This window comes from Arcobacter cryaerophilus gv. crypticus (assembly GCF_002993025.1).
Taxonomy (GTDB): domain Bacteria; phylum Campylobacterota; class Campylobacteria; order Campylobacterales; family Arcobacteraceae; genus Aliarcobacter; species Aliarcobacter cryaerophilus_B.
Genome location: NZ_NXGI01000021.1, coordinates 1 through 25748 on the forward strand (window position 1 = coordinate 1; position 25748 = coordinate 25748).

Consider the following 25748-nt stretch of genomic DNA (forward strand, 5'->3'; position numbering starts at 1 on the left):
GCTGGGTTCAGAACGTCGTGAGACAGTTCGGTCCCTATCTTCCGTGGGCGTAGGAAAGTTGAAGAGATTTGTCCCTAGTACGAGAGGACCGGGATGAACCAACCACTGGTGTACCAATTGTTCTGCCAAGAGCATCGTTGGGTAGCCACGTTGGGATGTGATAAGAGCTGAAAGCATCTAAGCTCGAAGCCAACTCTAAGATGAACTTTCCCTGAAGTTCCCAGCAAGACTAGCTGGTTGATAGGCTGGATGTGTAATGGGTGTAAGCCCTTTAGCTGACCAGTACTAATAGAACGTTTGGCTTATTTTAACAAATTCTTTGGTTTACTATCTTATTAAGCATATTATTTATGTTTAATATACAATTGTGTATATTTTTTTAGAAAGAAAAAAAGGCGTTACCTTGAAAAAATGCAAATTTTTTTAAGCGCTAAGACTTTAACATTATTTTTTCTTAACTCTAATTGAGTTGAGTGCAAAGAGTATTTATTATTTACTTTTTTCACTCAACTTGTTGGTGGCTAAAGAGAAGTGGAAATACCCAGTCCCATTCCGAACCTGGTAGTCAAGCACTTCATCGCCGATAATACTGCAGGGTCCCCCTGTGGAAACGTAGGTCGCTGCCAGCTCATTGAGTTTTACAATTACCCCAAGAGCTTATCTTGTCTTACTAAAAAAACAATAGTAGGTCAAGGTAAGCTTTTTTATTGCTTTATTCCCCATGCATATCAATCTCTTTCTTTATTCGCTCCTCTTTTTTAGTTTAGTTTTTAATAAATAATTTAATGTACATTTTTGTTTTTTTTATGATATAATTTTTTACATTACAATTTAAAGGAGAGAACATGAAAAAATTTGTTGCTATTTTAGCAATTTTTACTACTTTATTTTTAGGGGCTATGGATCTTCAAACTGCTTCAAAAAGTGAGTTAATGGAAATTAAGGGAGTAGGTGATAAAAAAGCTGATGCCATTATTGAGTACAGAAAAACAAACACTATAAAGTCTGCTGACGATTTAAAAAACATAAAAGGCTTTGGTGATTCTATTATAAACAATGTAAAAAACAATGTAAAAGAAAAACCTAAAAAAAATAAAAAAGATGAAAAATCAAAGAGTGAAGATAACAAAGAGTCAAAGAAAATGAAAAACTCTAAATCTGACAATTAATACACATAAAACTAAGATGAGCTTTATTTTTTGGCTCCTCTTAATCTCTGCTTATTTTTATTAAAAATAAGAATATTTGAAATGACTTACAAAAATAAATTTATATAAATAGAAATTAATTCATATTTGGATAACATTGCAACCAAGTTGCAAATAAAGGTTAATATGAATTTAATACAAATAGAGAACTTATCTTACTCGTATACTAATACAAAAGCTTTAGATAATATAAATCTTGAAATTAAAAGTGATGATTTTTTAGCTATTATTGGACCAAATGGTGGTGGAAAATCTACACTTTTCAAACTTATTTTAGAGTTACTTCCTCTTCAAAGTGGAAAATTAATAAAAAATATAAAAAATAGTGAAGTTGGTTATGTTCCACAAAATACAAATTTAAATATTGATTTTCCAATTACTTCTTTAGAAGTAGTTTTAATGGGTCATATAAGTTCTAAAAAAAGATTATTTGGTTATTCAAAAGATGAAATTTCTTGTGCATTAGAGTCTTTAAATCAAGTTGGAATGAAAGATTTTGCAAATAAAAAAATAGGTGATTTAAGTGGAGGGCAAAGGCAAAGAGTCTTTATTGCAAGAGCTCTTTGCTCAAATCCAAAAATTATGCTTTTGGATGAACCAACAGCAAGTATAGATGTAAAAGGACAGCAAGAGATTTATGAACTTTTAAGAGAGCTAAACAAATCTATTTGTATAGTTGTTGTAAGTCATGATTTATCAATTCTTTTAAATTATGCAAAAAATGTAGCTCATATAAATAGAGGTTTGGTTTATCACAGCCTTGCTGAAGTTCAAAAAAATGTTACTTTAGCTGATGATCATTTGTGTGAGGTTGAACTTTTATCAGCTTTAGGTAAAACACAAATTTGCTGTAACCATGTACATTAAAAAGGTAAAAATATAATGTTTGAAATTTTACAATATGATTTTATTCAAAATGCTTTGATAGCTGGGGTTTTAATCTCAATAGCAGCTGGAATAATTGGAACTTTGGTAGTGGTAAACAAGATTACTTTTCTTACAGGTGGAATAGCTCACAGTGCTTATGGAGGAATAGGAATAGCGATATTTTTAGGAATTCCAGTTTTATTTGGAGCAACAGTTTTTGCAGTTTTAACTGCAATAATAATTGCTATTATTACTTTGAAAAATAGAAGCCGAATAGATGCAATCATTGGAATGATGTGGGCAAGTGGAATGGCAATCGGAATTATATTTGTGGATTTAACTCCTGGATACAATGTAGATTTAATGAGTTATTTGTTTGGAAGTATTATTGCTGTTTCAAGTGAAGATATTATTTATATGACTCTTTTAGATATTTTTATTATTGCAATTGTTGTCTATTTTTATAAAGAGATTTTATCTGTATCTTATGATAGTGAATTTGCAAGTTTAAGAGGAATAAATGTTAAGTTTTTTTATACACTAATTCTTATATTATCGGCTTTATGTGTAGTTGCTGCTATAAAAGCTGTTGGACTTATTTTGGTAATTGCACTTCTTACAATTCCTACATATTTAGCTGAAACTTTTGCTACAAAATTATCTTCAATGATGATAATTAGCTCAATTTTAGCTACAATGTTTACAATATCTGGACTTGCAGTTTCATATTTTTATGATATAAGTTCAGGAGCAAGTATAATAATGGTCGCAGTTGTTGCTTTAGGAGTTGTAAAGCTAATTAAATATAAAAAATAAAAAAGAAAGAACGGAAAAACCAATGAAAAAAATAGATGAAAAAATAAAACAAGGTGTTATAAATACTTTAAGAGTAAATAGAGTTAGTGAGCCTGGAATTTATCTAATAAGTGGTGATGAAACAGAAGTTTTATTGCCAAATGCTTATGTAAAAAAAGATATGGCAATTGATAGTTTACTTGATGTTTTTATATATACAGATAGTGAAGATAGACTAGTTGCTACTACTTTAAAACCATATTTGTACTTAAATGAATTTGCAAATTTAAAGATTGTTGATAGTGCAAAATTTGGTTATTTTGTAGATATTGGTTTACCAAAAGATTTGTTAGTTCCTAAAAATAGACAAAAAGGGACTTATTTTGAAGGTTCTTATAAAGTTTTACAAATGCAGTTTGATGAAAAAACAAGTAGATTAATAGCAAGTGAAAAATATACACTAGAAGAAGAGCCAAAAAATCTAAAGCAAGGTGATGAAGTAGAAATTATTTTATATTCAAAAACTCCACTTGGATTTAAAGTAATTGTAAATAACAGTTACGAAGGTATGATTTTCCATTCTGAAATTTTTGAAAATTTAAAAATAGGGGATAAAAAAAGAGCCTATATAAAAAATCTTAGAGTTGATAAAAAGCTAGATATTTCATTACAAAAAATAGGTGAGAAAGTAGATTTTAATAAAGTTTTAGAGATTTTAAAAGCAAATGGTGGAGTTTTGAACTTTACGTATAAAAGTGATTCTGAAGATATAAAAAATATGTTTGCTATTAGTAAAAAAGCTTTTAAGGCGACTTTGACAAAGCTAATTGATGAGAAAAAAATAAACTTGGAAGATGATAGAATTTGTTTGATTTAAATTAAGACAAATCTTATCCTAATTGAATATAATTTCAGTTAAATATCTTAAATAAGATTTTTTAATTGATTGAAATTTATATAAAAAGGAAATAAAATGGCAACAGTAAAATTTAAAGGTGAATTAGAAGTAAATTTAAGCGGAACAGAGTTAAATGTTGGAGATATAGCTCCTGTTGTAACTGGTGTTGGAGCAGATTTAAGTGATATTACAATAGGTGGACAACGTGGAATGGCTCAAGTTATTATTGCAGTTCCATCACTTGATACTGGTGTTTGTGCTGCGGAAGCAAGAAGATTTAATGTTGAAGCTTCAAAATTAGATCACGTAGAGGTTGTTATTGTATCTATGGATTTACCATTTGCTATGAATAGATTTTGTACAACGGAAGGAATTGAAAACCTAAAAGTTGCATCTGATTTTAGAGCAAAAGCATTTGCAAAATCTTATGGTGTTTTACAAGCAAATGGACCATTAGCAGGTTTAACAGCTCGTGCTGTATTTATAGTAAATCCATCTGGAAAAATTACATATAAAGAGATTGTTTCTGAAATAACACAAGAGCCAAATTATGATGCTGTTTTAGCAGCAATAACTGAAGCCTCTTCTACTTCTTGTTGTGGAAGTTGTCACTAAAAATAAAAAATTAAAAGCAAGATTTTTCTTGCTTTTAATACTACCTTGTTTACTATTAACCAAAAAATTGTAATATTTTAAATACTAAAAAAAGGTTATCCTATGAAAAAAATAATTAAAACTATATTTGTGTTGATGTTGAGTTTCTCTTTTTCAAATGCTTCACTGGTTGAAGATGGATATATTGAGCTTGAAAAAGGAAATGTTTTAGAAGCTGCAAATATATTTAAAAATTCTTGTGAAAAAGGTGCATTTGCTGGATGTTATAATTTAGGTTTAATGTATCTTAAGGGTGAGCATATTGCTAAAAATTATATAAAAGCAGAAGAGTATTTTTCAAAAGCTTGTGTGCAAGGTCATCAAAATGCTTGTTATAATTTAGCAAATATGTATGAAAAAGGTTTAGGTGTAGAAAAAGATAACTTTAAAGCTGTTGATTTATATATAAAAACTTGTAAAAATGGTTTAAGTTCTTCTTGTTTTAATTTAGCAATTATGTATAAAAATGGAAATGGTGTGGAAAAAGATGATTTTAGAGCAGTTGATTTTTATACAAAAGCTTGTGAAATGAATCATCAAAAAGCTTGTTATAATCTTGGAGTTATGTATCTTGAAGGTGATTTTTTGGCTATAAATAAAACAAAAGCAAAAGAGTATTTTGAAAAATCTTGCAACCTTGGCTATAGTAATGCATGCAAAGAGTTAGGAAAACTTTGAATTATTGTTTGAAATCAAGCTAATTTATAAAAAAAATAGTTAAAATCTCTTAATTTATATTAGGAGATTTTAATGACTTCGTGGTACAAAAAGTTTGCCTCGCAACCACATCAACCATTTTTTACAAATGGTATAATATTTTTTATACTTTTTATAACTCTATTTGCTTTTGCTTATTCAAATAGTATAAAATTAGATACATCACTTTTAACATATCATGCATATACTCTTATTTTTGTAGTATTTATTCAGTTTTTTTTGGGGTTTTTATTTGTTGTTTTTCCAAAATTTTTGATGCAAAGTGAAATAGCTTCAAAAGATTATATGGGACAATTTTTTCTATATTTTATATCTAGTTTAGGTATTTTTCTTTCGCTTATTTTTTACTCTAAGATTACGATTTTATTCCAACTTCTAATGCTTTTTGCTCAAATCTTGAGTTTTAGACTTCTTTATAGTATTCATAAAAAAAGTATTATGAAAGATAAAAATGATACAAAATGGGTTTTAATGGCATTTAGTACAGGAATTGTTTCTCATTTTTTATATATAGTTTCAGAATTTGATTTTAATTCATCTTTTTTGGTTTCAAAAATTGCGATAAATAGTGGATTTTATCTATTTTTATTTATGATTATTTTTATAATATCTCAAAGAATGATTCCATTTTTTACAAGAGTTATGGTTCCTGAATATATTATAAATAAGAGTCCAAAGCTTTTGGATACTATATTTTTTCTACTTCTTTTAAAAGTTATTTTATTATCTTTTGATAATCCAAAACTAAATCTTTTTGCAGATATTCCGATATTTTTATTTATAGTAAAAGAGCTAGTTCGTTGGAAAATGCCAACATTTAGAACACCACCAATAGTTTGGATTTTGCACCTTGGTTTATATTGGATTGTTGTAGCATTTTTTATATCTATTGTTGAGGGTATTTTTTCTTTTATTTATCCAAATTTTTACTTTGAAAAAGTTGTAATTCATACTTTGGCTATTGGATATTTTGTTACTGTTTTGATAGGCTTTGGTACTAGAGTAGTTCTTGGTCACTCTGGAAGAAAAATAGAGACAAAACTCTTTGCACTTTCTATATTTATAAGTGTTCAGATTTTAGCTATAGTTAGAATATTTGCATCTATTTGTCTGAATTTTGGATTAAATTATATCTTTTTTATAGAGCTAAGTGCTATTTTATTAATAGTTGCACTAATTATTTGGTCTTATAAGTATGTTTCTATTTTATTGGAAAATGATAAAAAGGTAGAAGATAATTCTAAATGGAAAGCTTGATTTAATTTAAGAGTTATAAAGATTTAAAAATCCAACAAATTTTCTTTGTTGGATTTTTTTATTTGAGCTAAAAACTATGGTTTAATCGTTGATAATCCAACACTAAGCCAAGATTGCATACCACCTCTGTACCATTTCATTTTCTCTTCAGGATATCCAATAGCTATTAGTTCTTTCATAGCTTCAGGCGATTGTCCACACCAAATTGCATTACAAAACATCAAAAGAGTTTTTGCATTTGTAAAGTCATATTTTCCATTTTTTTCAACTACTCCAAAAGTCTCTAAAGCCTCTTCAAACTCATCTGGGTATTGAGATTTTTTTGTGTAAACATATGGAACATTTATAGCTGTTGCAATAGTTTCATGGTTGTACCAGTTTTCAGTTCTACTATCAATTAAAAGAAGATTTTTATCTGTTTTTGATTTCTCTATAAACTCTAAAACTTCTAATTCTCCATAAGTCTCTATTTTATCTGATGCTTTTATTGGTGCAATTTTTCCAAAATATGTAACAAAATTTCTTTTGCAGTCTTCATTTACTGTTGGAGCTGCTTCATGTTTCCCACCAAAAATATCTTTTGGGTCAAATGCAACACTTTCACACTCTTTTGGTTTAGCTTCTCTTTTTATAGTTGCTTTTTTACCATTTTCTAAAGTTACTTCAACTCCAGAACTTTGTAAATCAGCGCTAAATAACGAAGTTGCTACAAGCAAACTTCCTAAAATTATTTTAAACATAAACTCTCCTTGTTTTAAAATTGTATCGAGTTTGATTTTATCAAAAACTTTTTAAAATGGCAACTATCAGGGACTTAAGTGAAATTTAGGTAAAATCTAAGTTATTTTAGTAACACAATTAGGATTATTTATGAGTGAAAAGTACGAGCCATCAAAGGTAGAAGATAGTTTTTATAAAATTTGGGAAGATAGAGGTTATTTTGAAATTGATGGAAATAAATCAATTCAAGAGCCAAATAAAAATTTTGCAATTATGATGCCACCTCCAAATGTAACAGGAAGTTTACACATTGGTCATGCACTTACATTTACTTTGCAAGATATTATTACAAGATATAAAAGAATGGATGGGTTTAAAACTCTTTGGCAACCAGGAACTGACCATGCTGGAATTGCAACTCAAAATGTAGTTGAAAAACAATTATTAAAAGAGGGAACTACAAAAGAGGCTTTAGGAAGAGAGGCTTTTTTAGAGAGAGTTTGGAAATGGAAAGAGTTTAGTGGTGGAACTATTGTTCATCAAATGAGAAAACTAGGAGTTAGTCCTGCTTGGTCAAGAGAGAGATTTACTATGGATGAGGGTTTAAAAGAGGCTGTAAAAGAGGCTTTTGTTAAACTTTATGATGAGGGTATGATTACTCAAAATAACTATATGGTAAATTGGTGTACTCACGATGGAGCACTAAGTGATATTGAAGTTGAGCACGAAGAGGTAAATGGTAAGTTTTATCATATGAACTATCTCTTTGCTGATGGTTCAGGCTTTGTAACAGTTGCAACAACAAGACCTGAAACATATTTTGGTGATACTGCAATAATGGTTCATCCCGATGATGAGAGATACACAAATATTGTTGGACGTGAGGTAGTTTTACCTTTAACAAATAGAAAAATAAAAGTAATTTCTGATTCTCATGTAGATATGAGTTTTGGAACAGGTGTTGTAAAAGTAACTCCAGCTCACGATACAAATGACTATGAAGTAGGGCTTAGACACAATTTAGAGTTTATAAAATGCTTTGATGAAAAAGGTATTTTAAATGATTATTGTGGAGAGTTTAAAGGACTTGAAAGATTAGAAGCTAGACCTTTGATTGTTAAAAAACTTCAAGATGATGGATTTATTGTAAAAATAGAAGACCATAATCATCAAGTAGGGCACTGCTATAGATGTAAAAATATTGTTGAACCATATATTTCAAAACAGTGGTTTGTAAAAAAAGAGGTTGCTGCTGAATCTATTAGAAAAACATACGAAGGAGAATCTAAATTTCATCCTTCTCACTGGCTAAACTCTTATAGAGCTTGGATGGATGAGTTAAGACCTTGGTGTATTTCTAGACAACTTTGGTGGGGACATAGAATTCCAGTATTTTATTGTGATAGTTGTAATCATCAGTGGGCTACAAAAGAGGATGAGCCAAAAGCTTGTCCAAAATGTGGAGACCATATTCATCAAGACCCAGATGTGCTTGATACTTGGTTTAGTAGTGCTTTATGGGCATTTTCACCACTTGGTTGGGGAAATAATGGTCAAATGGAAAAAACATTTGGTGCAAACGATTTAAAAGATTTTTATCCAAACTCACTTTTAATAACTGGATTTGATATTATGTTTTTCTGGGTTGCTAGAATGATGATGATGGGTGAGCATTTTATGGGACAACTTCCATTTAAAGATATCTATATGCATGCACTAGTTCGAGATGAGCATGGTGCAAAAATGAGTAAATCAAAAGGAAATGTAATTGATCCTCTTGATATGGTTGAAACTCATAGTGCTGATATTATTAGATTTACTTTGGCATATCTTGCAATTCAAGGAAGAGATATAAAACTTGGTGAAAAAAATCTTGAGCAGTTTAGAAACTTTACAAATAAACTTTATAATGCTTCAAACTTTTTAACTTTAAATGTTGAAACATTCCCTGATTTAAAAGATATAAATATTCAAACTCCTCTTGGACTTTATATGCAAAGTCGTCTTAGCCATGCAGTTGATGAGGTAAGAAATTCACTTGAAACTTATAAATTCAATGAAGCTGCAAGTACTTTATATAGATTTGTTTGGATGGAGTTTTGTGATTGGGGAATTGAGTACTCAAAAGCTAGTAAAGATAGCATAGTAGAACTTGGAGCAATTTTTAAAGAGACATTAAAAATGGTTAGTCCATTTATGCCTTTTATTTCAGATTATTTATATCACAAATTAAGTGGAACAACACTTGAAAATGGTGATTCATTAATGATTATGAACTTCCCAAAAGATATTAAAAAAGATGAAAATATTGAAAATATGTTCTTGATTATTGAAGAAGCAATTATAAGTATAAGAAGAGCAAAAACTCTAATTGATATGGGAAATAGTAAAATTGAAAAAGCATATCTAAAGCTTGATGTTAAAATTGATGAAGATATTGCAAAACCATTTATTGAAAAATTAGCAAAAGTTGATAGTGTTGAATTTGTAAATGCAAAAGTTGAAAACTCTATAACAGATGTTTCAAACAATCTTGAGGTTTATATTCCAACAAGTGCAATTGATATGAAACCAATTATTGAAAAGCTTGAGAAACAAAAAGAGAAAGCACAAAAAGAGTTTGATAAATTAAACACAATGTTATCAAATGAGAGATTTGTAGCAAATGCTCCAGCAAATGTAATAGAAGAGAATACAAAAGCTCTTGAAGATGTTAAATCTAGGCTTAAAAAAATAGAAGACGAGCTTAAGAGTTTAAGCTAAAAAAATAGTTAAATAATCTTCCAAAATTGGAAGATTATTCTAATTCTTATTTTAGCTCTTGAAGAGTTTTTATAAGTTTATTTGAAATCTCAACTAAAGAATTTGAGCTATCTTGTGTTTTTTGTGCTTCAATTAGAGTATTTTCAGTACTTAAAACAACATCTTTCATATTTCTTGTAACTTCATTTAAACTTTTAGAACCATCTTTCGCATTTTGTGAAACCATAGAAGAGTTTTGTTTTTGCTCACTCATAGATACTGAAATCTCTTTTGAAATATTGCTAATATTAGATATTGTATCATCTATCTCATGAATCGAATCAAGAGAATTTTTAACTAAATTTTGAATAAGTGCAATTCTTTCTGTTATATTCTTTGCAGCATCATCTGATCTTGAAGCTAAATTTCTTACTTCTTGAGCAACTACTGCAAACCCTTTTCCAGCTTCTCCTGCTGTTGCTGCTTCAACTGCTGCATTTAGACTTAAAATATTTGTTTGAAATGCTATTTGAGAAATTATATTTACTGTTTCACCTATTTTTTGGCTCTCTTCATTTAATTTTATCATTGCAGTTGCTGTTTGTTTTGATTGAATATTCGCTTCTTGTGCTATTTGCTCATTTTTAGAAGTTTTTGAAGCAATATCGACTATTGCTTGTTGCATCTCATCTATTTTATTTGATAAATCTTGAATTAAAGAGTTTATATTTTGTGAAGAGTTAGTAGCATTTTGAGAATTTTCGTTTGAAAATTTTGCATCTTTTAACATATTTATTGAAGTACTTAAAAGAGTATTTAAAGAGTTTGAAAACTCTTTTATCTCTTTTTCAACTTCAAACATTGTATTTTTTCTATGTGTAATATCTGTTGCATATTTTACAACTCTAAAAGCTTTACCATCCATATCAAATATTGGATTATAGCTTGCTTGTATCCAAACGTGGTTACCATTTTTAGCAATTCTTAGGTATTCGCCACTATCAAACTCTCCACTATTTAGTTTTTTCCAGAACTCTTTATATTCATTTGAATTTTTATAGTTCTCTTCACAAAAAATAGAGTGATGTTTCCCTATAATATCCTCTTTTTTATATCCTAAAGTATTTAAAAAATTATCATTTGCATTTAAAATGTTTCCATTCATATCAAATTCGATAACCGCATTTGATTTATTTATAGCTTTTACTTGTCCTATAAAAAATAGATTTTTTAATCTATTTTTTGTAATATCTTGAGCTAATTTTATAACTTCTAAAACTTTTCCATTTTCTATAACTGGCATATATGAAGCTCTTAAAAATACTAAACTTTTATCTTTTTTTACTCTTTGAAACTCTGCTGTTAAAGTTTTTCCTGCTCTTAGATCATTCCAACCATCTTTATATTCTTGAGTATTTGTAAATTTATCTTCACAAAAAATAGAGTGATGTTTTCCTACAATTTCCTCTAAAGAATATCCCATAGTTTTCAAAAAAACTTCATTTGCCTTTATTACTGTACCATCTGGTTTAAAATAAATAACTGCATAGTTTTTATTTATAGCTTCACTTAAAATCTTGTCATTTTTATTTTTAAAAAACATTTGTTAATCTCCCCTTGAAAATTTAATTATACATTAAAAAATCTTTTTATTCTTATTAAAATCTTAAGATTTTGATTTTATAACTCTATATAAAATATCAATAAATAATACAGAGATAAAAGATATAAAAAACCAGAAAAAGTAGTTTAAAAACTCAGTTTTTGCTTCTTTGTATAGTTCAAAATATATTTTTTCAATATTTGTATTTAGATAAAATATTGCATCATTTTGTAAACTATTGTTTACTTTACTTTCCTCTTCATTGAAATATATAGGAACTAATTGTTTAAACCAAACTGGTGCTATATTTTCATTTTGATTATTTGTAAATGAGCTAATATCTTTTTCAAAACTTATAAGGGTACTTGAAGTTTTTGTTTCATCAAATTGGTTTGTTGCATCAAAGTTTATTACTAAAGTCGATAAATTTCTAAAATTTTTACTAGGAACAAATGTATAAATATCACTACTAGGAGTAATGTTTTTATTTATCTCATTTGGAATAGAACCTTCAATAGTCAAAAGCTCTTTTTGTAAATCATCACTTTGAGTAGATAGAATAATTTGCCCCAAATTATCATCTATTTTTATATTTGATATCTCCCAAGATAAAGTTTTATCTAGGTTATTTGTAAGATCTATAAGCTCTTTTTCTTTTATTGAAAAAAGAGCTTTTTGAATAGATATTGATGAAAAGTTGTTATTAAAAACAGAATTTATTGTGTTTAATATCTCAATATCTTTGTTTTGTAGATATTTTTTTAAATTCTCTTTTATAAAAAGAGATGTAGTTTTTGTCTCTAATTGGTATTTTGTAAGAATTTGCTCTTTTTGTTTTTCAAAGTTGTTTAAAAATGAAAATCCAAATCCTATGAATAAAACAGATATTAAAAAAAAGTAAACTACAAATCTTAACATTTCAAATCACTTTAAAATTAATTTAATATCATCTTCATTTATTTTATCTTGGCTATATTTTACTACTAAAATATTTTCTGTATTATTTATATACCATTCATCGATATTTGAATTATCGTTTAGTTTTCCACTATTTTCAAGCTTATATTCATCTAAACTTAAATATAAATTTTTTGTTTTTGATGGATTTTTCATTAAAATTATTAAAATAGCCCATAAAATACAAACAACAGCAACTCCTAAAGTGAAACTTTCTATCTCATAAGAGTCTAATTTATCTAATAAAATACCTCCAAAAACTCCACCAACAAATGTTCCTAAATATCCAAAAGAGTTAAATACTCCCAAAACACTTCCTCTTTGGTGAACCTTTGCAAACTTAGATGTAAGAGATTGCATAATTGGTTCATGCATATTAAACCCTATAAAAAATAGAACAACACCAATACAAAATATCATAGAACTACTACTAAATCCCATCAATAAATAAGAGATTATAAATAATAAAATTCCTATAACTAAAACTTCTCTATATTTGCCTTTTTTCTCCGCTAAAATTGAAGCTGGTCCCATTGCAAGAAGCCCCAAAATCATAGATGGAACATATACTTGCCATAAATCTTTTATATCCCAGTTGTATATTTTTGTAAGAATTATTGGAATAACTAAAAATGCAAAAGTCATCAAAGCTTTTTGTAAAAAGTTTGTAATATGCATTTTATTTATGTTTGCATTTCCTAAAACATCTTTTATATTTAATTTGTCATTATATGTATGAGTTATTTTTGGTGGATTTGGTACTTTTTTAACTAGTACAAAAATAGCAATCAAAGATAAAACCATAGTAATATAAAAAAGTGCTGGAACACCTGCATATCCACCAATAATTGGACCCAATCCCATAGCAAGAGCAAATGAAATACCAATAAATCCACCCATAATTGCCATAGCTTTTGATCTTTGTTCTTCTTTTACAACATCACTAATCATAGCAGTTACAACAGCTCCAATAGCTCCAGCACCTTGTAAAAGTCTTCCTAGAAGAAGAGCCAAAATATCCGTTGCTAGGGCACAAATAAGTGAACCAATAGCAAAAAGAACCAATCCTAAAATAATAGTCCCTTTTCTTCCAAGTTTATCACTCATAATTCCAAAAGGAGTTTGAAAAATTACTTGAGTCAAGGCATAACCACCAACAACAATTCCCACAAGTGTAGCATTTGCACCTTCTAGGCTAAAAGCATACACAGAAATAACAGGAAGAACTATAAAAAGTCCAAAAAATCGTAAAGATATAATAAAACTCAAAGGCAAAACTGATTTAATCATACATAATCCTAAATATATTATAATTTGAGTATTGATTATATACTAAGGTTCCTTTTAAATAGGAACTATTTTTTAAAGGCAAAAAATGAAAATTATTTTAGCAAGTGCAAATAGAGGTAAAATAGAAGAGTTTAAAAATCTTCTTCCTAATAATAATGTCTTTGCATATAGCGATATTTTAGGAAAATTTGATATAGATGAAACAGGATCTAGTTTTAAAGAAAATGCAATAATAAAAGCTAGTGAGGTAAATGAAAAATTAAAACAAATAGGAGAAAAAGATTTTGTAGTAATCTCCGATGATAGTGGAATTTCTCTTCCTATTTTACAAAATGCTCCTGGTGTTTTTAGTGCAAGATATGCTAAAGTTGGTGCAAGTGATAAAGAGAACAATACAAAACTAATATCAAAATTAGATGAGTTGAATTTAGATAAAACACTAGCTTTTTATACAGCTTGCATAGCAATAATATATAATGATTTAATATACACTGTTCACGGTTTTATGCATGGAATGGCTATAAATAAAGAGTTAGGAACAAATGGTTTTGGATATGACCCACTTTTTATTCCAGATGGTTTTGATAAAACTTTAGGAGAGTTAGATTTTGAAGTAAAGCAAGAGTTTTCACATAGAAATAGGGCATTAAAATTGGCAAAAAAAGTTTTAGAAGTTATTCTTTAACAATTTGCTTCGTTAATCTTATTCTTATTGCAAACTTTTTATTTTGGACACTCAAAAAAAAGAGTTTGCTTTGTTCTTCACCATATTTTTTTGCTATTATCTCAAATAAATCATCATCTATTTTGATTATTTTTGTATCTTCTAAATCTGTTTTTAAAATATACTCTTCTAGAAATAAAATATGATTTTTTGCTTGTAAATATAGGTATTTTTGTGTAAACGCCTCATTTTTTAGAGAATTTGTCTCCAAAATAAAATTTGCTAAAACAGAAAAAACAACTACCAAAATCAAAGTTATAAAAAGTACATAGGATTTTTTCATAGTGCAATTTTCCATACTTGTTTAGAACTATTTTCTAAAGAAATATTAATAGTTGCTACTTCATCGCTTATGTAAATATTAAATTCATTTACATTTTTTAGTAAAATATTGTTATCAAAATAGAGTATTTTATTATTTAAACCAAATTTATTTAACTCATTTTTGTTTTTTTCAATAAATATTTTTGTAGAGTTTAATTCAAGTCTTGCTAACTCTTTTGAAAGTGATATTTTATTTAGGATAATCAAATCTTTTACAAGTAAAGTAGAGTATATTATTATGCTTGTTGAAATTGCTAGAGTTAATATTAGTTCAAATAAAGAGAAGCTATTTTTCATATTTAAAAACATTTATTTTGTCAGTTTTGAAGATATATTTGCTTACATTTATGCTCTCTTTTTGCTCATCTTTTGTGATAAGCAAAAACTCTTCTTGTTTTAAAAAATATCGATAATCTTTTGTAGCAAAACTATTTTCAAGTTCATTTAAGCTATTAAAAAGCTCTTCATCTTCATAGTTATTATATGGAATTTTCAAAAATCCACCTACAATTACCATGAGGATTAAAAGGCTAATTATTGTCTCAAAAAGAGTTATACTACTTTTCAGCAATATTTTTTGATTTTTGAAATGAGCCTTCGATAGCTTTAATAAAAGCATCTCTAACTCTTCCTTCTTCAAGTTTTGCATATCCAGCTGCTGTTGTTCCACCTGGACTCATTACGCTATCTTTTATAATAGCTGAGTGAGAGTGTTTTAAAAGCGAAGAAGTTCCACTAAAAAGCCCTTGAACTAAATGCTGAGCTAAATGTCGCTCAAGACCAACTTTAACTGCTCCATCTGCTATAGCTTCAGCAACTAAAGCTAAAAAAGCAGGTCCAGAAGCTGTAATTGCACTAGCGATATCTAATTGATTTTCATTATTCACCCAAATAGCTTCACCAATAGCTCCAAAAGCTTCAAGAGTTAAATCTTTTATCTCAATATCTCCTGTAGCTGTTGTCATAGAATTTTGTACACTTGCTGCTATATTTGGCATTGTTCTTGCATAGTGTTTTGCACTAATTTGTTTTCTTAAATAATCCAATTTTGTACCAGCTAAAATAGAGATTAAAGAATTTGCAGTTCCTACAAGTCTTATCGAAACACTCTCTAGTGCATAAGGTTTTACACAAAAGATTATATTTTTTCCACTAATATCCTCTTTGTCGCTTAACTCTTTTATTTGTAGTTCAGGGATTTTTTCTTTGATAAGTTTTAATTTCTCTATCTCTCTTCCTATCATCTCAACTTCATGCTTTTTTACAAGCCCAATAGCCAAAGATTGAGCCATAATTCCATTTCCTATAAGTGTTAATTTCATAGTTCACCTTAAATATTTTTTTAGATTATAGCCATTTTTAATTTATAATTATAAGTATTGCTTTAAAATATTATAAAAAATACTATTTTTTGTATCACAAAGTATAATCTTAAATTCTTTTAATTAAAAAATAAAGTATTTTTTAGGTAATATATTGCTTTACGCTAGATAATGGAGACAAAAATGTTAAAAAACCTAAAAATCAAAAACCTGTTACTGATTTTTACAGCAGCTATTGTATTTGGTGCTTGTGCATCTAAAAGTGAGCAAGAGTACAACAAACCAGCACTTTATTGGTACAATAAAATGATGATGCAAATAGGAATGAATGATTTAGATGAAGCAGATGATACTTACACATCTTTAGAGAGTGAACATAGAAATTCACCATATATTCCAACAGCTATACTTATACTTGTAAATGCACACATGGCTGATGAACAGTATGCTTTGGCAAATTTTTATTTAGATGAATATATGAAAAGATTTAGCTTGAGTAAAGATATTGATTATGCAAGATATATGAAAATTAAAGCAAATTTTATGGGATTCAAACAACAATTTAGAGATCAACAGCTAATAGATGATACTTTATCACATATTATAGATTTTAAATACAAGTATCCAAATTCACCATATATGCCACTTGTTGATACTATGAATGCAAGATTATTTATGGCAAAAGCTTCTATGGATAAAGAAATAGCTGGTTTGTATGAGAGAAGAGATAAACCAAAAGCAGCAGAGCTTTATATGGATAAAGCAAAAAATTCTTGGGTAGATCCAAATGAAATAAAACCAGTAGAAGTACCATTTTACAGAGCAATTTTTGAATAAAAATTATATAAAAAATGTATAAAATAAGGGAGTTAGAGTAAGATATGCAATTAGAAAATTATGGTAATTTTCCACAAACAATACCATTGATTATAGAAGATGAGATTTTTTTATATCCATTTATGATTACACCTTTGTTTTTAGAAAATCAAGAGAATATAAAAGCGGTTGAAAATGCAATAGAGTTTAATAGACTTGTTATGATAGCAGTTTCAAAAGCAGGAAAAGAAGGTGTTAGAGAAAAAGATAGTTTTTATGATGTTGGTGTAGTTGGAAATGTTATGCGAAAAATATCTTTACCAGATGGTAAGGTAAAAGTTCTTTTTCAAGGTGTTTCAAAAGCAAAAATAATAGATTTTGAACCAACTTCTAGTATATTCGCTACTGTTGATATTCTTGCAGAAGAGACACAAAATGATATTGAGTTGAAATCATTAATAAATATTTTGATTGACAATATCAAAAAATTATCAAGACTAAATAACAAATTCCCAAGTGACTTAATAAAAGCAATAGAAGAAAACGATGTACCAAGTAGAGTTGCTGATTTGGTATCTTCTGTTTTAAAAATAAAAAAAGATGAAGCATATAAGATTTTTTCAAATATAAATTTGGAACAAAGAATTATAGGAATTATTGAGATTGTAAAAAATGAGATAGAGTCATACAAAATACAAAAAGAGATAACTCAAAAAGTAAATTCAAAAATAGAAAAAAGTCATAAAGATTATTTTCTAAAAGAGCAAATTAAGGCTATTCAAAAAGAGTTAGGAGCTGATAATCAAAAAGAGGAAGATATAAAATCTTTCAAAAAAAGATTAAAAGCTAAAAAATGCTTTATGGGTAAAGAAGCTTATAAAGAGACAAAAAAGCAAGTAGAAAAACTAAGCAGAATGAATGCAGACTCACCAGATGCTTCACTTCTTCAAACTTATGTTGAGATGGTTTTGGATATTCCTTTTGGAGAGTTTGCAAATTCTAAATTCTCAGTTTCTAGTGTAGAGAAGCAACTAAATAAAGACCATTATTGCTTAGAAAAAGCAAAAGAGAGAATAGCAGAGTATTTTGCAGTAAAACAGCTTTTAGAACAAAGAAATATTGAAGATTTAAAAGCAAAAGGTACAGTTCTTTGTTTTGTAGGACCTCCAGGTGTTGGTAAAACTTCACTAGCAAATTCAATAGCAAAAGCTCTTGCTAGACCACTTGTAAGAGTTGCTTTAGGTGGAATGGAAGATGTAAATGAACTAAGAGGTCATAGACGAACTTATGTTGGAGCAATGCCAGGAAGATTAATCAAAGGTTTGATTGATGCAAAAAAAATGAATCCAGTTATTGTTCTTGATGAGATTGATAAATTAGGAAGTAACCACAGAGGTGACCCTTCTGCTGTTATGCTAGAAATCTTAGACCCTGAACAAAATCATGAGTTTAGAGATTTATATCTTAATTTTCCAGTTGATTTGTCACAAGTTATTTTTGTTTCAACTGCAAATGATATTAGAAAAATTCCAGCTCCGCTTAAAGATAGAATGGAGTTTATAGAGCTAAATTCTTATACTCCAAATGAAAAATATCATATTGCAAAAGATTATTTAATTCCTCAAGAACTTGAAAAACATGGACTTAAAAAAGATGAGGTGAGTATAAATAAAGGAACTATTGAGCTAATTATTGCAAAATATACAAGAGAAGCAGGAGTGAGAAATTTACGAAGAGTATTTTCAAAAATATTTAGAAAAGTTGTAAAAAAGATATTAGAAGATGAGACTATTACAAAAGTAACAATTGGTACAAAAGATTTAAAAGAGTATTTAGATAATCCGATTTTTGAGATAGAACCAGCTGATAAAATAGATGTTGTTGGAGTTTCAAATGGTTTAGCTTGGACAGCTGTTGGTGGAGATATTTTAAAAATAGAAGCGATAAAACTAAAAGGAAAAGGTGATTTAAAAGTAACTGGAAACTTAGGTGATGTTATGAAAGAGTCTTCAATTATCTCATATTCTGTTGTAAAACATCTAATAGATAACAAAATTTTGAAAATAGATGAAAAAGATATTCCAAAAACTTTTAAAGAAAAAGATGAAAAAGAGTTAGTTGATTGTAGTGAAATTTACAAAAGATATGATATTCACTTACATATTCCTGAAGGTGCAACTCCAAAAGATGGACCAAGTGCTGGAATAACAATGGCTTTAGCTTTGGCTTCAGTTTTAAGTAATAGAAAAATAAAAGCAGATGTTGCAATGACGGGAGAGCTTACTTTAAGTGGAAAAGTTCTTCCAATTGGTGGTTTAAAAGAGAAATTAATAGCTGCTTATAAAGCAAAAATCAAAAAGGTTTTAATCCCTAAAAAGAATTTTGAAAGAGATTTAGAAGAAATACCACTTGAAGTAAAAGAGGCTTTAGAGATAAAATTTGTAAATAATATAGAAGATGTTTTAAAAGAGGCACTACTTTAATGAGTTTTGTAGCTAAAAAAGATTTTAGTGTTACAAATGTGATAATTTTTATCACTCTTGTAGCCTATATTATTCAAATTAATATACAAAATGGCTCACTTTTTATGGGATTAAACCTATATTTTTTGGTTGGTGGATTTTATTGGCAACCACTTACTTCAATCTTTTCTCATGGCGGGATTGCTCACCTTGGAATGAATATGTTTGTTTTATGGCAATTTGGAAATCTTATAGAAAAAGCTCGTGGTAAAAAAAGATTTATAATATTATATTTGTTTACAGGTATTTTAACTTCTCTTTTATCGTTTTTATATATTTTTTATATTGATATTCAAGTAAACTTAGTAGGAGCAAGTGGTGCTATATGTGCTATTTTAGGTTATATTGCATATTTTGATAAGTATCAAAGAAATGGAATAATAACTTGGATTTTATTAATCTCCGTTGCTCCTCTTTTAATAGGACTTCCAATTGCTTGGTATGCTCACTTTATAGGTCTTTTTGTTGGGTTTGTGTATGCAATTATTGAAAAAAGATTTTTCCCTTTAATATCTTATAGATAAAAAATCAATACAAGTGACATGTTTAAAATAACATAAAATTAATTATATAAATACATTATATGAAGGTTGAAAATGATAGATAAAAAGTATGAAAGATATATTTTTGCCCTTATTATGGGTACTATTATGAGTTTTATAATGAGCTTTATAATCTCATTTATAAATTTAGGATTTATTGATGGTTTTTTCATAAAGTGGATGGAAGCTTTTTTTAAAGCAGCTGTTTGTGCAATTCCTATAATATCCTTTGTTGCTCCATTTGTAAAAAAAGTTGTTGTAAAAGTCATAAAAGAGTAGATAGATTTTAAATACAATTAAATTTAGAGGTAAACTATGAAAATTTTGAGTTTTGATTTAAAACTTATAGGATTAATTTTTATAGTTTTACTATTTTTTGCTTCAAATTCGATTTTGGCTAGAATGGCTATTTTCACACAAAATATTGATGCCTTTTCTTTTACTTTTGTAAGAATTATATCTGCTATGTTTGTTCTTTTAGTGATTTATTTTTATAAAAATAAAAACATAAAAATATCTCTAAAAACCAACTATCTTAGTGGATTTATGTTTTTTTTATATGCAATTTGTTTTTCATACTCATATATAAATATGCCAGCTGGTATTGGAACTTTGATTTTATTTGCGGTTGTGCAATTATCTATGATTATTTTAGCTCTATTTTTAAGTGAGAAATTAACTTTAAATAAAATTCTCGGAATAACCATAGCTTTTGTTGGATTAATATATCTTTTGTATCCAAAAGCTGATTTCACAATCTCATATTTTCATACTTTTTTGATGCTTTTATCAGGAATTGCTTGGGCAATATTTAGTGTCCTTGGAAAAAAATCAAATAATGCAATTTTAAATGCAAGCGATAGCTTTGTTAAAGCTTTTATTTTTTCAATATTGTTTGCTATTTTTTATCTTTTCTTTTTTGAAAATAGTCTTAAAATAGATTTTTATACTTCAATTTTAGCAACTATTTCAGGTTCAATAACAACTGCTTTTGGAGTATTTATTTGGTATTCAATTTTACCAAAAATGCAGATTATGACTGCAAGTATAGTTCAGTTAATAGTACCAATAATAGCTATAGTTTTAAGTATTATTTTTCTTAATGAAACTTTTACTTTTGAACTTTTTATTTCTACTATTGTTATACTTTTAGGAATTTTTATAGCTTTATATAAAAAAAGAAAAACTTAATTTATATAAAAATATAAAACTAATGGAATATAAAACAGCGATATAACAGTTGAGATAAACAAAGCCACACTCATAATTTGTGGTTTTACATTTAGTAAAGTGGCTACCGTTACAGTATTTCCAGCAAGAGGTACAATAGAAAACAGAAACATAACAGTATATAAACCATCATTTAAAAAATGAATATAGTTTTTATCTATAAATATAAATATTAGGATACAAACTGGCCACACAACAAATTTTATAAACATAGCATAAGAGATGAATTTTATATCAAAAGAGCTATCAAATCGAACTTTTTCAAGTCCCATACCTACAATCATCATACCTAAAATCGTATAAGCACCTTTTATATATTCATTATAGTTCACAAATATTTCAGGCAGTTTTATTTCGCATAAATTAAATATAACTCCTAAAATAAATGCATATAATACTGGAAGTTTAAGCATTTTTAAAAGGCTTTGTTTTGCACTAAAATTACCTTTAGCAGTAATATAGTATCCAACTGAGTTTTGATATAAAAGTGAAGCTAAAACTGTAAATATAAAAACATCAACCATATTTGGTTCTAAAAAGAGTATTGCAAGTGGAATTCCTATATTTCCTGTGTTTCCTGTTGAAGTACTAAAAGCTAGCAGATTTGCAGTGTTATCGTTATAAATTCTTTTAAAATATGCTAAAAGAGTAAAACTTAAAATTGAACTAAAAATAAAGAAAAATAGTGGTAAAGATAAAGTTGCTGCACTTAAATTTATATTTATAGTTGCTGTAAAAATTATTAGTGGAGATAATAAAAAAAGTAAAATTTTTGCAACAGTTTCTTTGTCACATTTAAGTAAATATGTACTTAAAAATCCTAAAATAATACTTATGTATAAAGGGATTATTTTTCCTAATAGAGTAAAAAAGATTGACAAAACATAGCCTCGAATTAATTTTTTGCAATTATATATTATTGAAGCTTTAGATGTAGATACTAAGAGCTTTTAGCTCTTAATATCAATAAATTACTATCTTGTTGCTATATTTTTTGAGTTAATTGTAGCTATTAGTTTTTTAAGATTTTCAATTTTTCCTTCTTCTTCTTGGATATTGTCTTGACTATTTAAAGTGAAAATATCCATTTTTTTATCAAGGTAATTTGTAGTAAATTTACCATCTTTAAAATCTTGATCTCTAACTATTTCTCTATGAAGTGGAATATTTGTTGGGAAACCTTCAATATAGAACTCATCTAAAGCTCTTTTTGCTTTTTTAACACAACCTTCCCAGTCTATTGCCCAAACAATTAGTTTTCCAACCATTGAATCATAGTTTGGTGGAACTTTATATCCTGTATAAAGTGCAGAATCAAGTCTAACACCAGGACCTCCTGGTGTTAAATATTTTTCAACAGTTCCAACAGATGGCATAAATCCTTTTAGAGGATTTTCAGCATTTATTCTAAATTCTATAGAGTAACCTCTAAAATTAATCTCTTCTTGTAAGAAAATCATTTTACTACCCTCAGCAATTTGAATCATTCTTTGAATAATATCAACTCCTGTAATAGTTTCAGTTACAGGATGCTCAACTTGAACTCTTGTATTCATCTCAATAAAGTAGATATTGTCATCTGGATCAAGTAAGAATTCAACAGTTCCAACACTTTCGTATCCTAGTTTGAACATAGCTTTTGTAGCAATTCTATACAACTCTTTTCTTGCTTCATTGTTTAGAAGTGGTGATGGAGCAATTTCAATAACTTTTTGGTGTCTTCTTTGAATACTACAATCTCTTTCACCTAGGTGTAAAACATTTCCATATTTATCAGCGATAATTTGAATTTCTATATGTCTTGGATTTTCAACATATTTTTCAATAAATGCTTCACCACGACCGAAATATTTTTTTGCTTCATTTGAAGCACTTTCAAATAGTTCTTTGAAGTCTTTTTCTTCTCTTACTATTCTCATTCCTCTTCCACCACCACCAAATGCAGCTTTGATAATTACAGGAAAACCAATCTCTTTTGCAATTCTTGCACCCTCTTCAATATCAGTAATTGGCTCATCAGTACCCTCTAAAACAGGAACTCCAACTTTTTTCATAGCTACTTTAGATGCCATTTTATCACCAAAAAGTTCTATATGTTCTGGTTTTGGACCAATAAATATAAGCCCATTTTCTTCACAAGCTCTTGCAAAATCAGCATTTTCACTTAAAAATCCATATCCAGGGTGAATTGCATCACAATCAGATTTTTTAGCTATTGATATAATTTTTTCATAGTCCAAATATGCTTGAACAACATCTCCCATAATTGGATAACACTCATCTGCTTTTCTTACCCAAATACCTTCAATATCTACTTCAGAAAATACTGCAACACTTTTAATTTCAAGCTCTTTACAAGCTCTTATTATTCGTAGTGCAATCTCTCCTCTATTTGCAATAAGTACTTTATTGATTTTTTTCATATACTCACCTTTTAAAATTTTATACTGAGATTTTAGGGTATTTTTTTGATTTATTCTTCTTAATTATTGTCAATATAATAGTTGGATATTGCTAATATTGCCAATATTGTTGAATAAAAAAATCTTTAGTTTATACAGCTAAAGATTTTTTTATTTAATAGTTTATTTATATTACCAAGAAATAGCAGCTCCACTAGCTCCCATAACTTCTTTTGCTTCTTCGCTCATCATATGCATTTCCCAAACAGGTTCAAACACTAAGTTTACTTTTGCTTCATCAACTTCATCAACAGCCATAGCAACATATCTTACTTGCTCAAGTAAACTATCTGCAACTGGACAAGCTGGGCTTGTAAGAGTCATATCTATTTCACAAAACAGATAGTTTTCTCTCTCTTCTAGTTCTATATTGTAAATAAGCCCTAAACTATAAATATCCACAGGGATTTCAGGGTCATAAACCTTTTTTAAATTCTCTATAATTCTCTCTTTTATTTCATCTTTATTAAAAATTCCACTCATAATTTATCCTTTTGCTTAAGCTTTTAAAGCATACTCTTTTATTTTTTTAATCATTCCAATAACACCACTTTGTCTATTTGGAGTTATAACTTCGCTAAGTCCTAGCTCTCTTACTATGTCCATATCAACATCTTTTAACTCTTCTATTGTAGAGTTTGAGAAAATCTCTAAAATAATATAAACTAAACCTTTTACAATTATCGCATCACTTGTTCCATAAAAAAATAGTTTATCATCTTTTTTTTCACAAATTAACCAAACTTGAGAAGTACAACCGTGAACTAAATTTTCAGGAATTTGGTTTTTTTCATCAAAAGGTGGTAGTTTTTTTCCTAAATCAATAATATATTCATATTTAGCCAACTCTTCATCAAAAAATTCTAAATCTTCTTTTATATTTTCTAATCTTTTTTTTATACTCATTTTTTAATCCTTCAACATACTTAATGCTTTTTTTAGTGCAGCAATAAGCTTATTTATATCTTCAAAATCATTGTAAAGTGCAAGACTTACTCTAATAGTTCCTTTTATTCCAAGTTTTTTCATAATTGGTTGAGCACAATGATGACCAACTCTAAGGGCAACTTGTAATTTATCAAGAAGTATTGAAATATCATCATGCATAATACCTTTGAAATTAAAGCTTCGAGTACTGCTACAATCTTTTAAATTGTTATAAAAAATTATATCTGGAAGTTTTTTCAACTCATCATCTAGATATTTTAAAAGCTCATTTTTTCTTTTTTCTATATTTTCATATCCAATATTTTGAATATAATGCAAAGCTTCTTTAAAAGCTATAACTCCAGCAATATTTTGTGTTCCTGCTTCAAACTTATATGGAGAGTTCAAAAAAGTAGTTCCCTCTTTAAAATCAACACTGTTTATAACAGCTCCACCTGTTTGATAAGGTTTTACACTTTCAAAAAATTTCTCTTTTATATAAATAGCTCCAACTCCTGTTGGACCAAAAGTTTTGTGTCCTGAGATTGCAAAAAAATCACAATCAAGCTCTTGTACATCTATTTTAAAACTACTTAAACTTTGAGCTCCATCAATTAAGACAACACAACCATAATCATGTGCTAAAGAGATTATTTTTTTGATATCGTGAACTTTTCCAAAAGCATTTGTAACATGAGCAATACTTACAAAAGAGTTTGGATTCTTTTTTAAAATCTCTTCAAAATGCTCAAAATCAAAATCTAAGTTTTCGTTACAGTTTACAACTTCAAGTCCAGAGTTTAAAAATCTACCTTGCATATGCCAAGGTACAATATTTGCATGATGCTCAAGGCTTGAGATAATAATTGTTTTAAACATATATGCAAAAGATGAAGCTATGAAATTTATACTTTCAGTTACACCTTTTGTAAAAATTATCTCCTCTTTTTTGTTTGCATTTATAAATTTTTGTAAAACTTCTCTTGTATTTTCAAACTCAGTTGTGGCTTTATTTGCATCTCCAAAACTACTTCTATGAGTATTTGAACAGTATTTTGTATAGTATTCAACTGTTGCATCAATTACACTTTGTGGTTTTTGAGTTGTAGCTCCACTATCCAAATATACAGTTTTTGAATTTGTAAAGTATGGAAAATCTTTTTTATACATA

27 protein-coding genes and 2 rRNA genes are annotated in these 25748 nt (G+C 28.0%); 16 read left to right on the top strand and 13 right to left on the bottom strand.

Annotation, left to right across the window (positions count from 1 at the left end; genetic code table 11):
- The 9 genes from CJ670_RS08440 to CJ670_RS08480 all read left to right on the top strand — a co-directional run.
- Positions 1-310 (top strand): 23S ribosomal RNA (locus tag CJ670_RS08440); the annotation flags it as partial.
- A 203-nt stretch (positions 311-513) separates the two neighbouring features.
- Positions 514-629 (top strand): 5S ribosomal RNA (gene rrf / locus CJ670_RS08445).
- 216 nt (positions 630-845) lie between these two features.
- Positions 846-1169, top strand: coding sequence for a ComEA family DNA-binding protein (locus CJ670_RS08450; RefSeq protein WP_105939644.1), 324 nt, complete (start codon positions 846-848; stop codon positions 1167-1169).
- Between the two features lie 165 nt (positions 1170-1334).
- Positions 1335-2075, top strand: coding sequence for a metal ABC transporter ATP-binding protein (locus tag CJ670_RS08455; protein ID WP_105939645.1), 741 nt, complete (start codon positions 1335-1337; stop codon positions 2073-2075).
- Between the two features lie 15 nt (positions 2076-2090).
- Positions 2091-2891, top strand: a complete 801-nt coding sequence (locus CJ670_RS08460; RefSeq protein WP_105912024.1) for a metal ABC transporter permease — start codon at positions 2091-2093, stop codon at positions 2889-2891.
- 31 nt (positions 2892-2922) lie between these two features.
- Complete coding sequence (locus tag CJ670_RS08465; RefSeq protein ID WP_105939729.1) at positions 2923-3747, top strand: CvfB family protein; 825 nt, start codon at positions 2923-2925, stop codon at positions 3745-3747.
- Between the two features lie 96 nt (positions 3748-3843).
- The gene (prx-suh, locus tag CJ670_RS08470; RefSeq protein WP_105939646.1) at positions 3844-4383 is read left to right on the top strand and encodes a thiol peroxidase Prx-SUH; all 540 of its coding nucleotides are present in this window, start codon (positions 3844-3846) and stop codon (positions 4381-4383) included.
- Positions 4384-4485: 102 nt separating this feature from the next.
- A complete protein-coding gene (locus CJ670_RS08475) occupies positions 4486-5100 on the top strand; it encodes a tetratricopeptide repeat protein (RefSeq protein WP_105939647.1) in 615 nt (204 codons plus the stop codon).
- Positions 5101-5172: 72 nt separating this feature from the next.
- Positions 5173-6396, top strand: coding sequence for an NnrS family protein (locus tag CJ670_RS08480; RefSeq protein WP_105939648.1), 1224 nt, complete (start codon positions 5173-5175; stop codon positions 6394-6396).
- 74 nt (positions 6397-6470) lie between these two features.
- Here the strand turns inward: CJ670_RS08480 and CJ670_RS08485 are convergent, their stop codons facing one another.
- Complete coding sequence (locus CJ670_RS08485; protein WP_105939649.1) at positions 6471-7136, bottom strand: rhodanese-like domain-containing protein; 666 nt, start codon at positions 7134-7136, stop codon at positions 6471-6473.
- Between the two features lie 130 nt (positions 7137-7266).
- Here CJ670_RS08485 and CJ670_RS08490 point away from each other — a divergent pair, with 130 nt between their 5' ends.
- Positions 7267-9879: a valine--tRNA ligase gene (locus CJ670_RS08490; protein ID WP_105939650.1), complete on the top strand. Its 2613-nt coding sequence runs from the start codon at positions 7267-7269 to the stop codon at positions 9877-9879.
- A gap of 46 nt (positions 9880-9925) precedes the next feature.
- Here CJ670_RS08490 and CJ670_RS08495 read toward each other — a convergent pair whose 3' ends face one another.
- The 3 genes from CJ670_RS08495 to CJ670_RS08505 form a co-directional block, all read right to left on the bottom strand.
- Complete coding sequence (locus CJ670_RS08495) at positions 9926-11461, bottom strand: methyl-accepting chemotaxis protein (protein WP_105939651.1); 1536 nt, start codon at positions 11459-11461, stop codon at positions 9926-9928.
- A gap of 63 nt (positions 11462-11524) precedes the next feature.
- A complete protein-coding gene (locus CJ670_RS08500; RefSeq protein WP_105939652.1) occupies positions 11525-12379 on the bottom strand; it encodes a hypothetical protein in 855 nt (284 codons plus the stop codon).
- Positions 12380-12385: 6 nt separating this feature from the next.
- On the bottom strand, positions 12386-13708 hold the full coding sequence (locus CJ670_RS08505; protein ID WP_105939653.1) for an MFS transporter: 1323 nt from the start codon (positions 13706-13708) through the stop codon (positions 12386-12388).
- Positions 13709-13793: 85 nt separating this feature from the next.
- On the opposite strand from CJ670_RS08505, the gene CJ670_RS08510 reads away from it, so the two are divergent.
- Complete coding sequence (locus CJ670_RS08510) at positions 13794-14393, top strand: non-canonical purine NTP pyrophosphatase (protein WP_105939654.1); 600 nt, start codon at positions 13794-13796, stop codon at positions 14391-14393.
- On the opposite strand, the gene CJ670_RS08515 is transcribed toward CJ670_RS08510, so the two are convergent.
- The 4 genes from CJ670_RS08515 to CJ670_RS08530 form a co-directional block, all read right to left on the bottom strand.
- Positions 14383-14715 (bottom strand): hypothetical protein, encoded by a 333-nt coding sequence (locus CJ670_RS08515; protein WP_105939655.1) that lies wholly within the window; start codon positions 14713-14715, stop codon positions 14383-14385. The two genes, CJ670_RS08510 and CJ670_RS08515, sit on opposite strands and share 11 nt — an antisense overlap.
- The gene (locus tag CJ670_RS08520) at positions 14712-15065 is read right to left on the bottom strand and encodes a hypothetical protein (protein WP_207763624.1); all 354 of its coding nucleotides are present in this window, start codon (positions 15063-15065) and stop codon (positions 14712-14714) included. Before CJ670_RS08520 ends, CJ670_RS08515 begins: the two co-directional genes overlap by 4 nt.
- Positions 15043-15252: a hypothetical protein gene (locus CJ670_RS08525; RefSeq protein ID WP_105939656.1), complete on the bottom strand. Its 210-nt coding sequence runs from the start codon at positions 15250-15252 to the stop codon at positions 15043-15045. Before CJ670_RS08525 ends, CJ670_RS08520 begins: the two co-directional genes overlap by 23 nt.
- Positions 15253-15313: 61 nt before the next feature.
- A complete protein-coding gene (locus CJ670_RS08530; protein WP_105916425.1) occupies positions 15314-16078 on the bottom strand; it encodes a pyrroline-5-carboxylate reductase in 765 nt (254 codons plus the stop codon).
- A gap of 183 nt (positions 16079-16261) precedes the next feature.
- Between CJ670_RS08530 and CJ670_RS08535 the strand changes: the two genes are divergently transcribed.
- The 5 genes from CJ670_RS08535 to CJ670_RS08555 all read left to right on the top strand — a co-directional run bounded on the left by CJ670_RS08535 (position 16262) and on the right by CJ670_RS08555 (position 21149).
- Positions 16262-16915 carry an outer membrane protein assembly factor BamD gene (locus tag CJ670_RS08535; protein ID WP_105909730.1) on the top strand — a complete coding sequence of 218 codons (654 nt, stop codon included), beginning with the start codon at positions 16262-16264 and terminating at the stop codon, positions 16913-16915.
- A gap of 44 nt (positions 16916-16959) precedes the next feature.
- Positions 16960-19377: an endopeptidase La gene (gene lon / locus CJ670_RS08540; protein WP_105939657.1), complete on the top strand. Its 2418-nt coding sequence runs from the start codon at positions 16960-16962 to the stop codon at positions 19375-19377.
- Positions 19377-19940 (top strand): rhomboid family intramembrane serine protease, encoded by a 564-nt coding sequence (locus CJ670_RS08545; protein ID WP_105939658.1) that lies wholly within the window; start codon positions 19377-19379, stop codon positions 19938-19940. Before lon ends, CJ670_RS08545 begins: the two co-directional genes overlap by 1 nt.
- Positions 19941-20012: 72 nt before the next feature.
- On the top strand, positions 20013-20237 hold the full coding sequence (locus tag CJ670_RS08550) for a DUF2798 domain-containing protein (protein WP_105939659.1): 225 nt from the start codon (positions 20013-20015) through the stop codon (positions 20235-20237).
- Between the two features lie 36 nt (positions 20238-20273).
- A complete protein-coding gene (locus CJ670_RS08555; RefSeq protein WP_105939660.1) occupies positions 20274-21149 on the top strand; it encodes a DMT family transporter in 876 nt (291 codons plus the stop codon).
- Here the strand turns inward: CJ670_RS08555 and CJ670_RS08560 are convergent.
- The 5 genes from CJ670_RS08560 to CJ670_RS08580 all read right to left on the bottom strand — a co-directional run bounded on the left by CJ670_RS08560 (position 21146) and on the right by CJ670_RS08580 (position 25747).
- Positions 21146-22069, bottom strand: coding sequence for an AEC family transporter (locus CJ670_RS08560; protein ID WP_105912041.1), 924 nt, complete (start codon positions 22067-22069; stop codon positions 21146-21148). The two genes, CJ670_RS08555 and CJ670_RS08560, sit on opposite strands and share 4 nt — an antisense overlap.
- 93 nt (positions 22070-22162) lie before the next feature.
- Positions 22163-23611 carry an acetyl-CoA carboxylase biotin carboxylase subunit gene (locus tag CJ670_RS08565; protein ID WP_105912042.1) on the bottom strand — a complete coding sequence of 483 codons (1449 nt, stop codon included), beginning with the start codon at positions 23609-23611 and terminating at the stop codon, positions 22163-22165.
- Between the two features lie 171 nt (positions 23612-23782).
- On the bottom strand, positions 23783-24133 hold the full coding sequence (locus CJ670_RS08570) for a metal-sulfur cluster assembly factor (protein ID WP_165785204.1): 351 nt from the start codon (positions 24131-24133) through the stop codon (positions 23783-23785).
- A 15-nt stretch (positions 24134-24148) separates the two neighbouring features.
- Positions 24149-24556 carry a SufE family protein gene (locus CJ670_RS08575; RefSeq protein WP_105939661.1) on the bottom strand — a complete coding sequence of 136 codons (408 nt, stop codon included), beginning with the start codon at positions 24554-24556 and terminating at the stop codon, positions 24149-24151.
- Between the two features lie 3 nt (positions 24557-24559).
- Positions 24560-25747: an aminotransferase class V-fold PLP-dependent enzyme gene (locus CJ670_RS08580; RefSeq protein ID WP_105939662.1), complete on the bottom strand. Its 1188-nt coding sequence runs from the start codon at positions 25745-25747 to the stop codon at positions 24560-24562.
- Between the last annotated feature and the right edge of the window lies 1 nt (position 25748).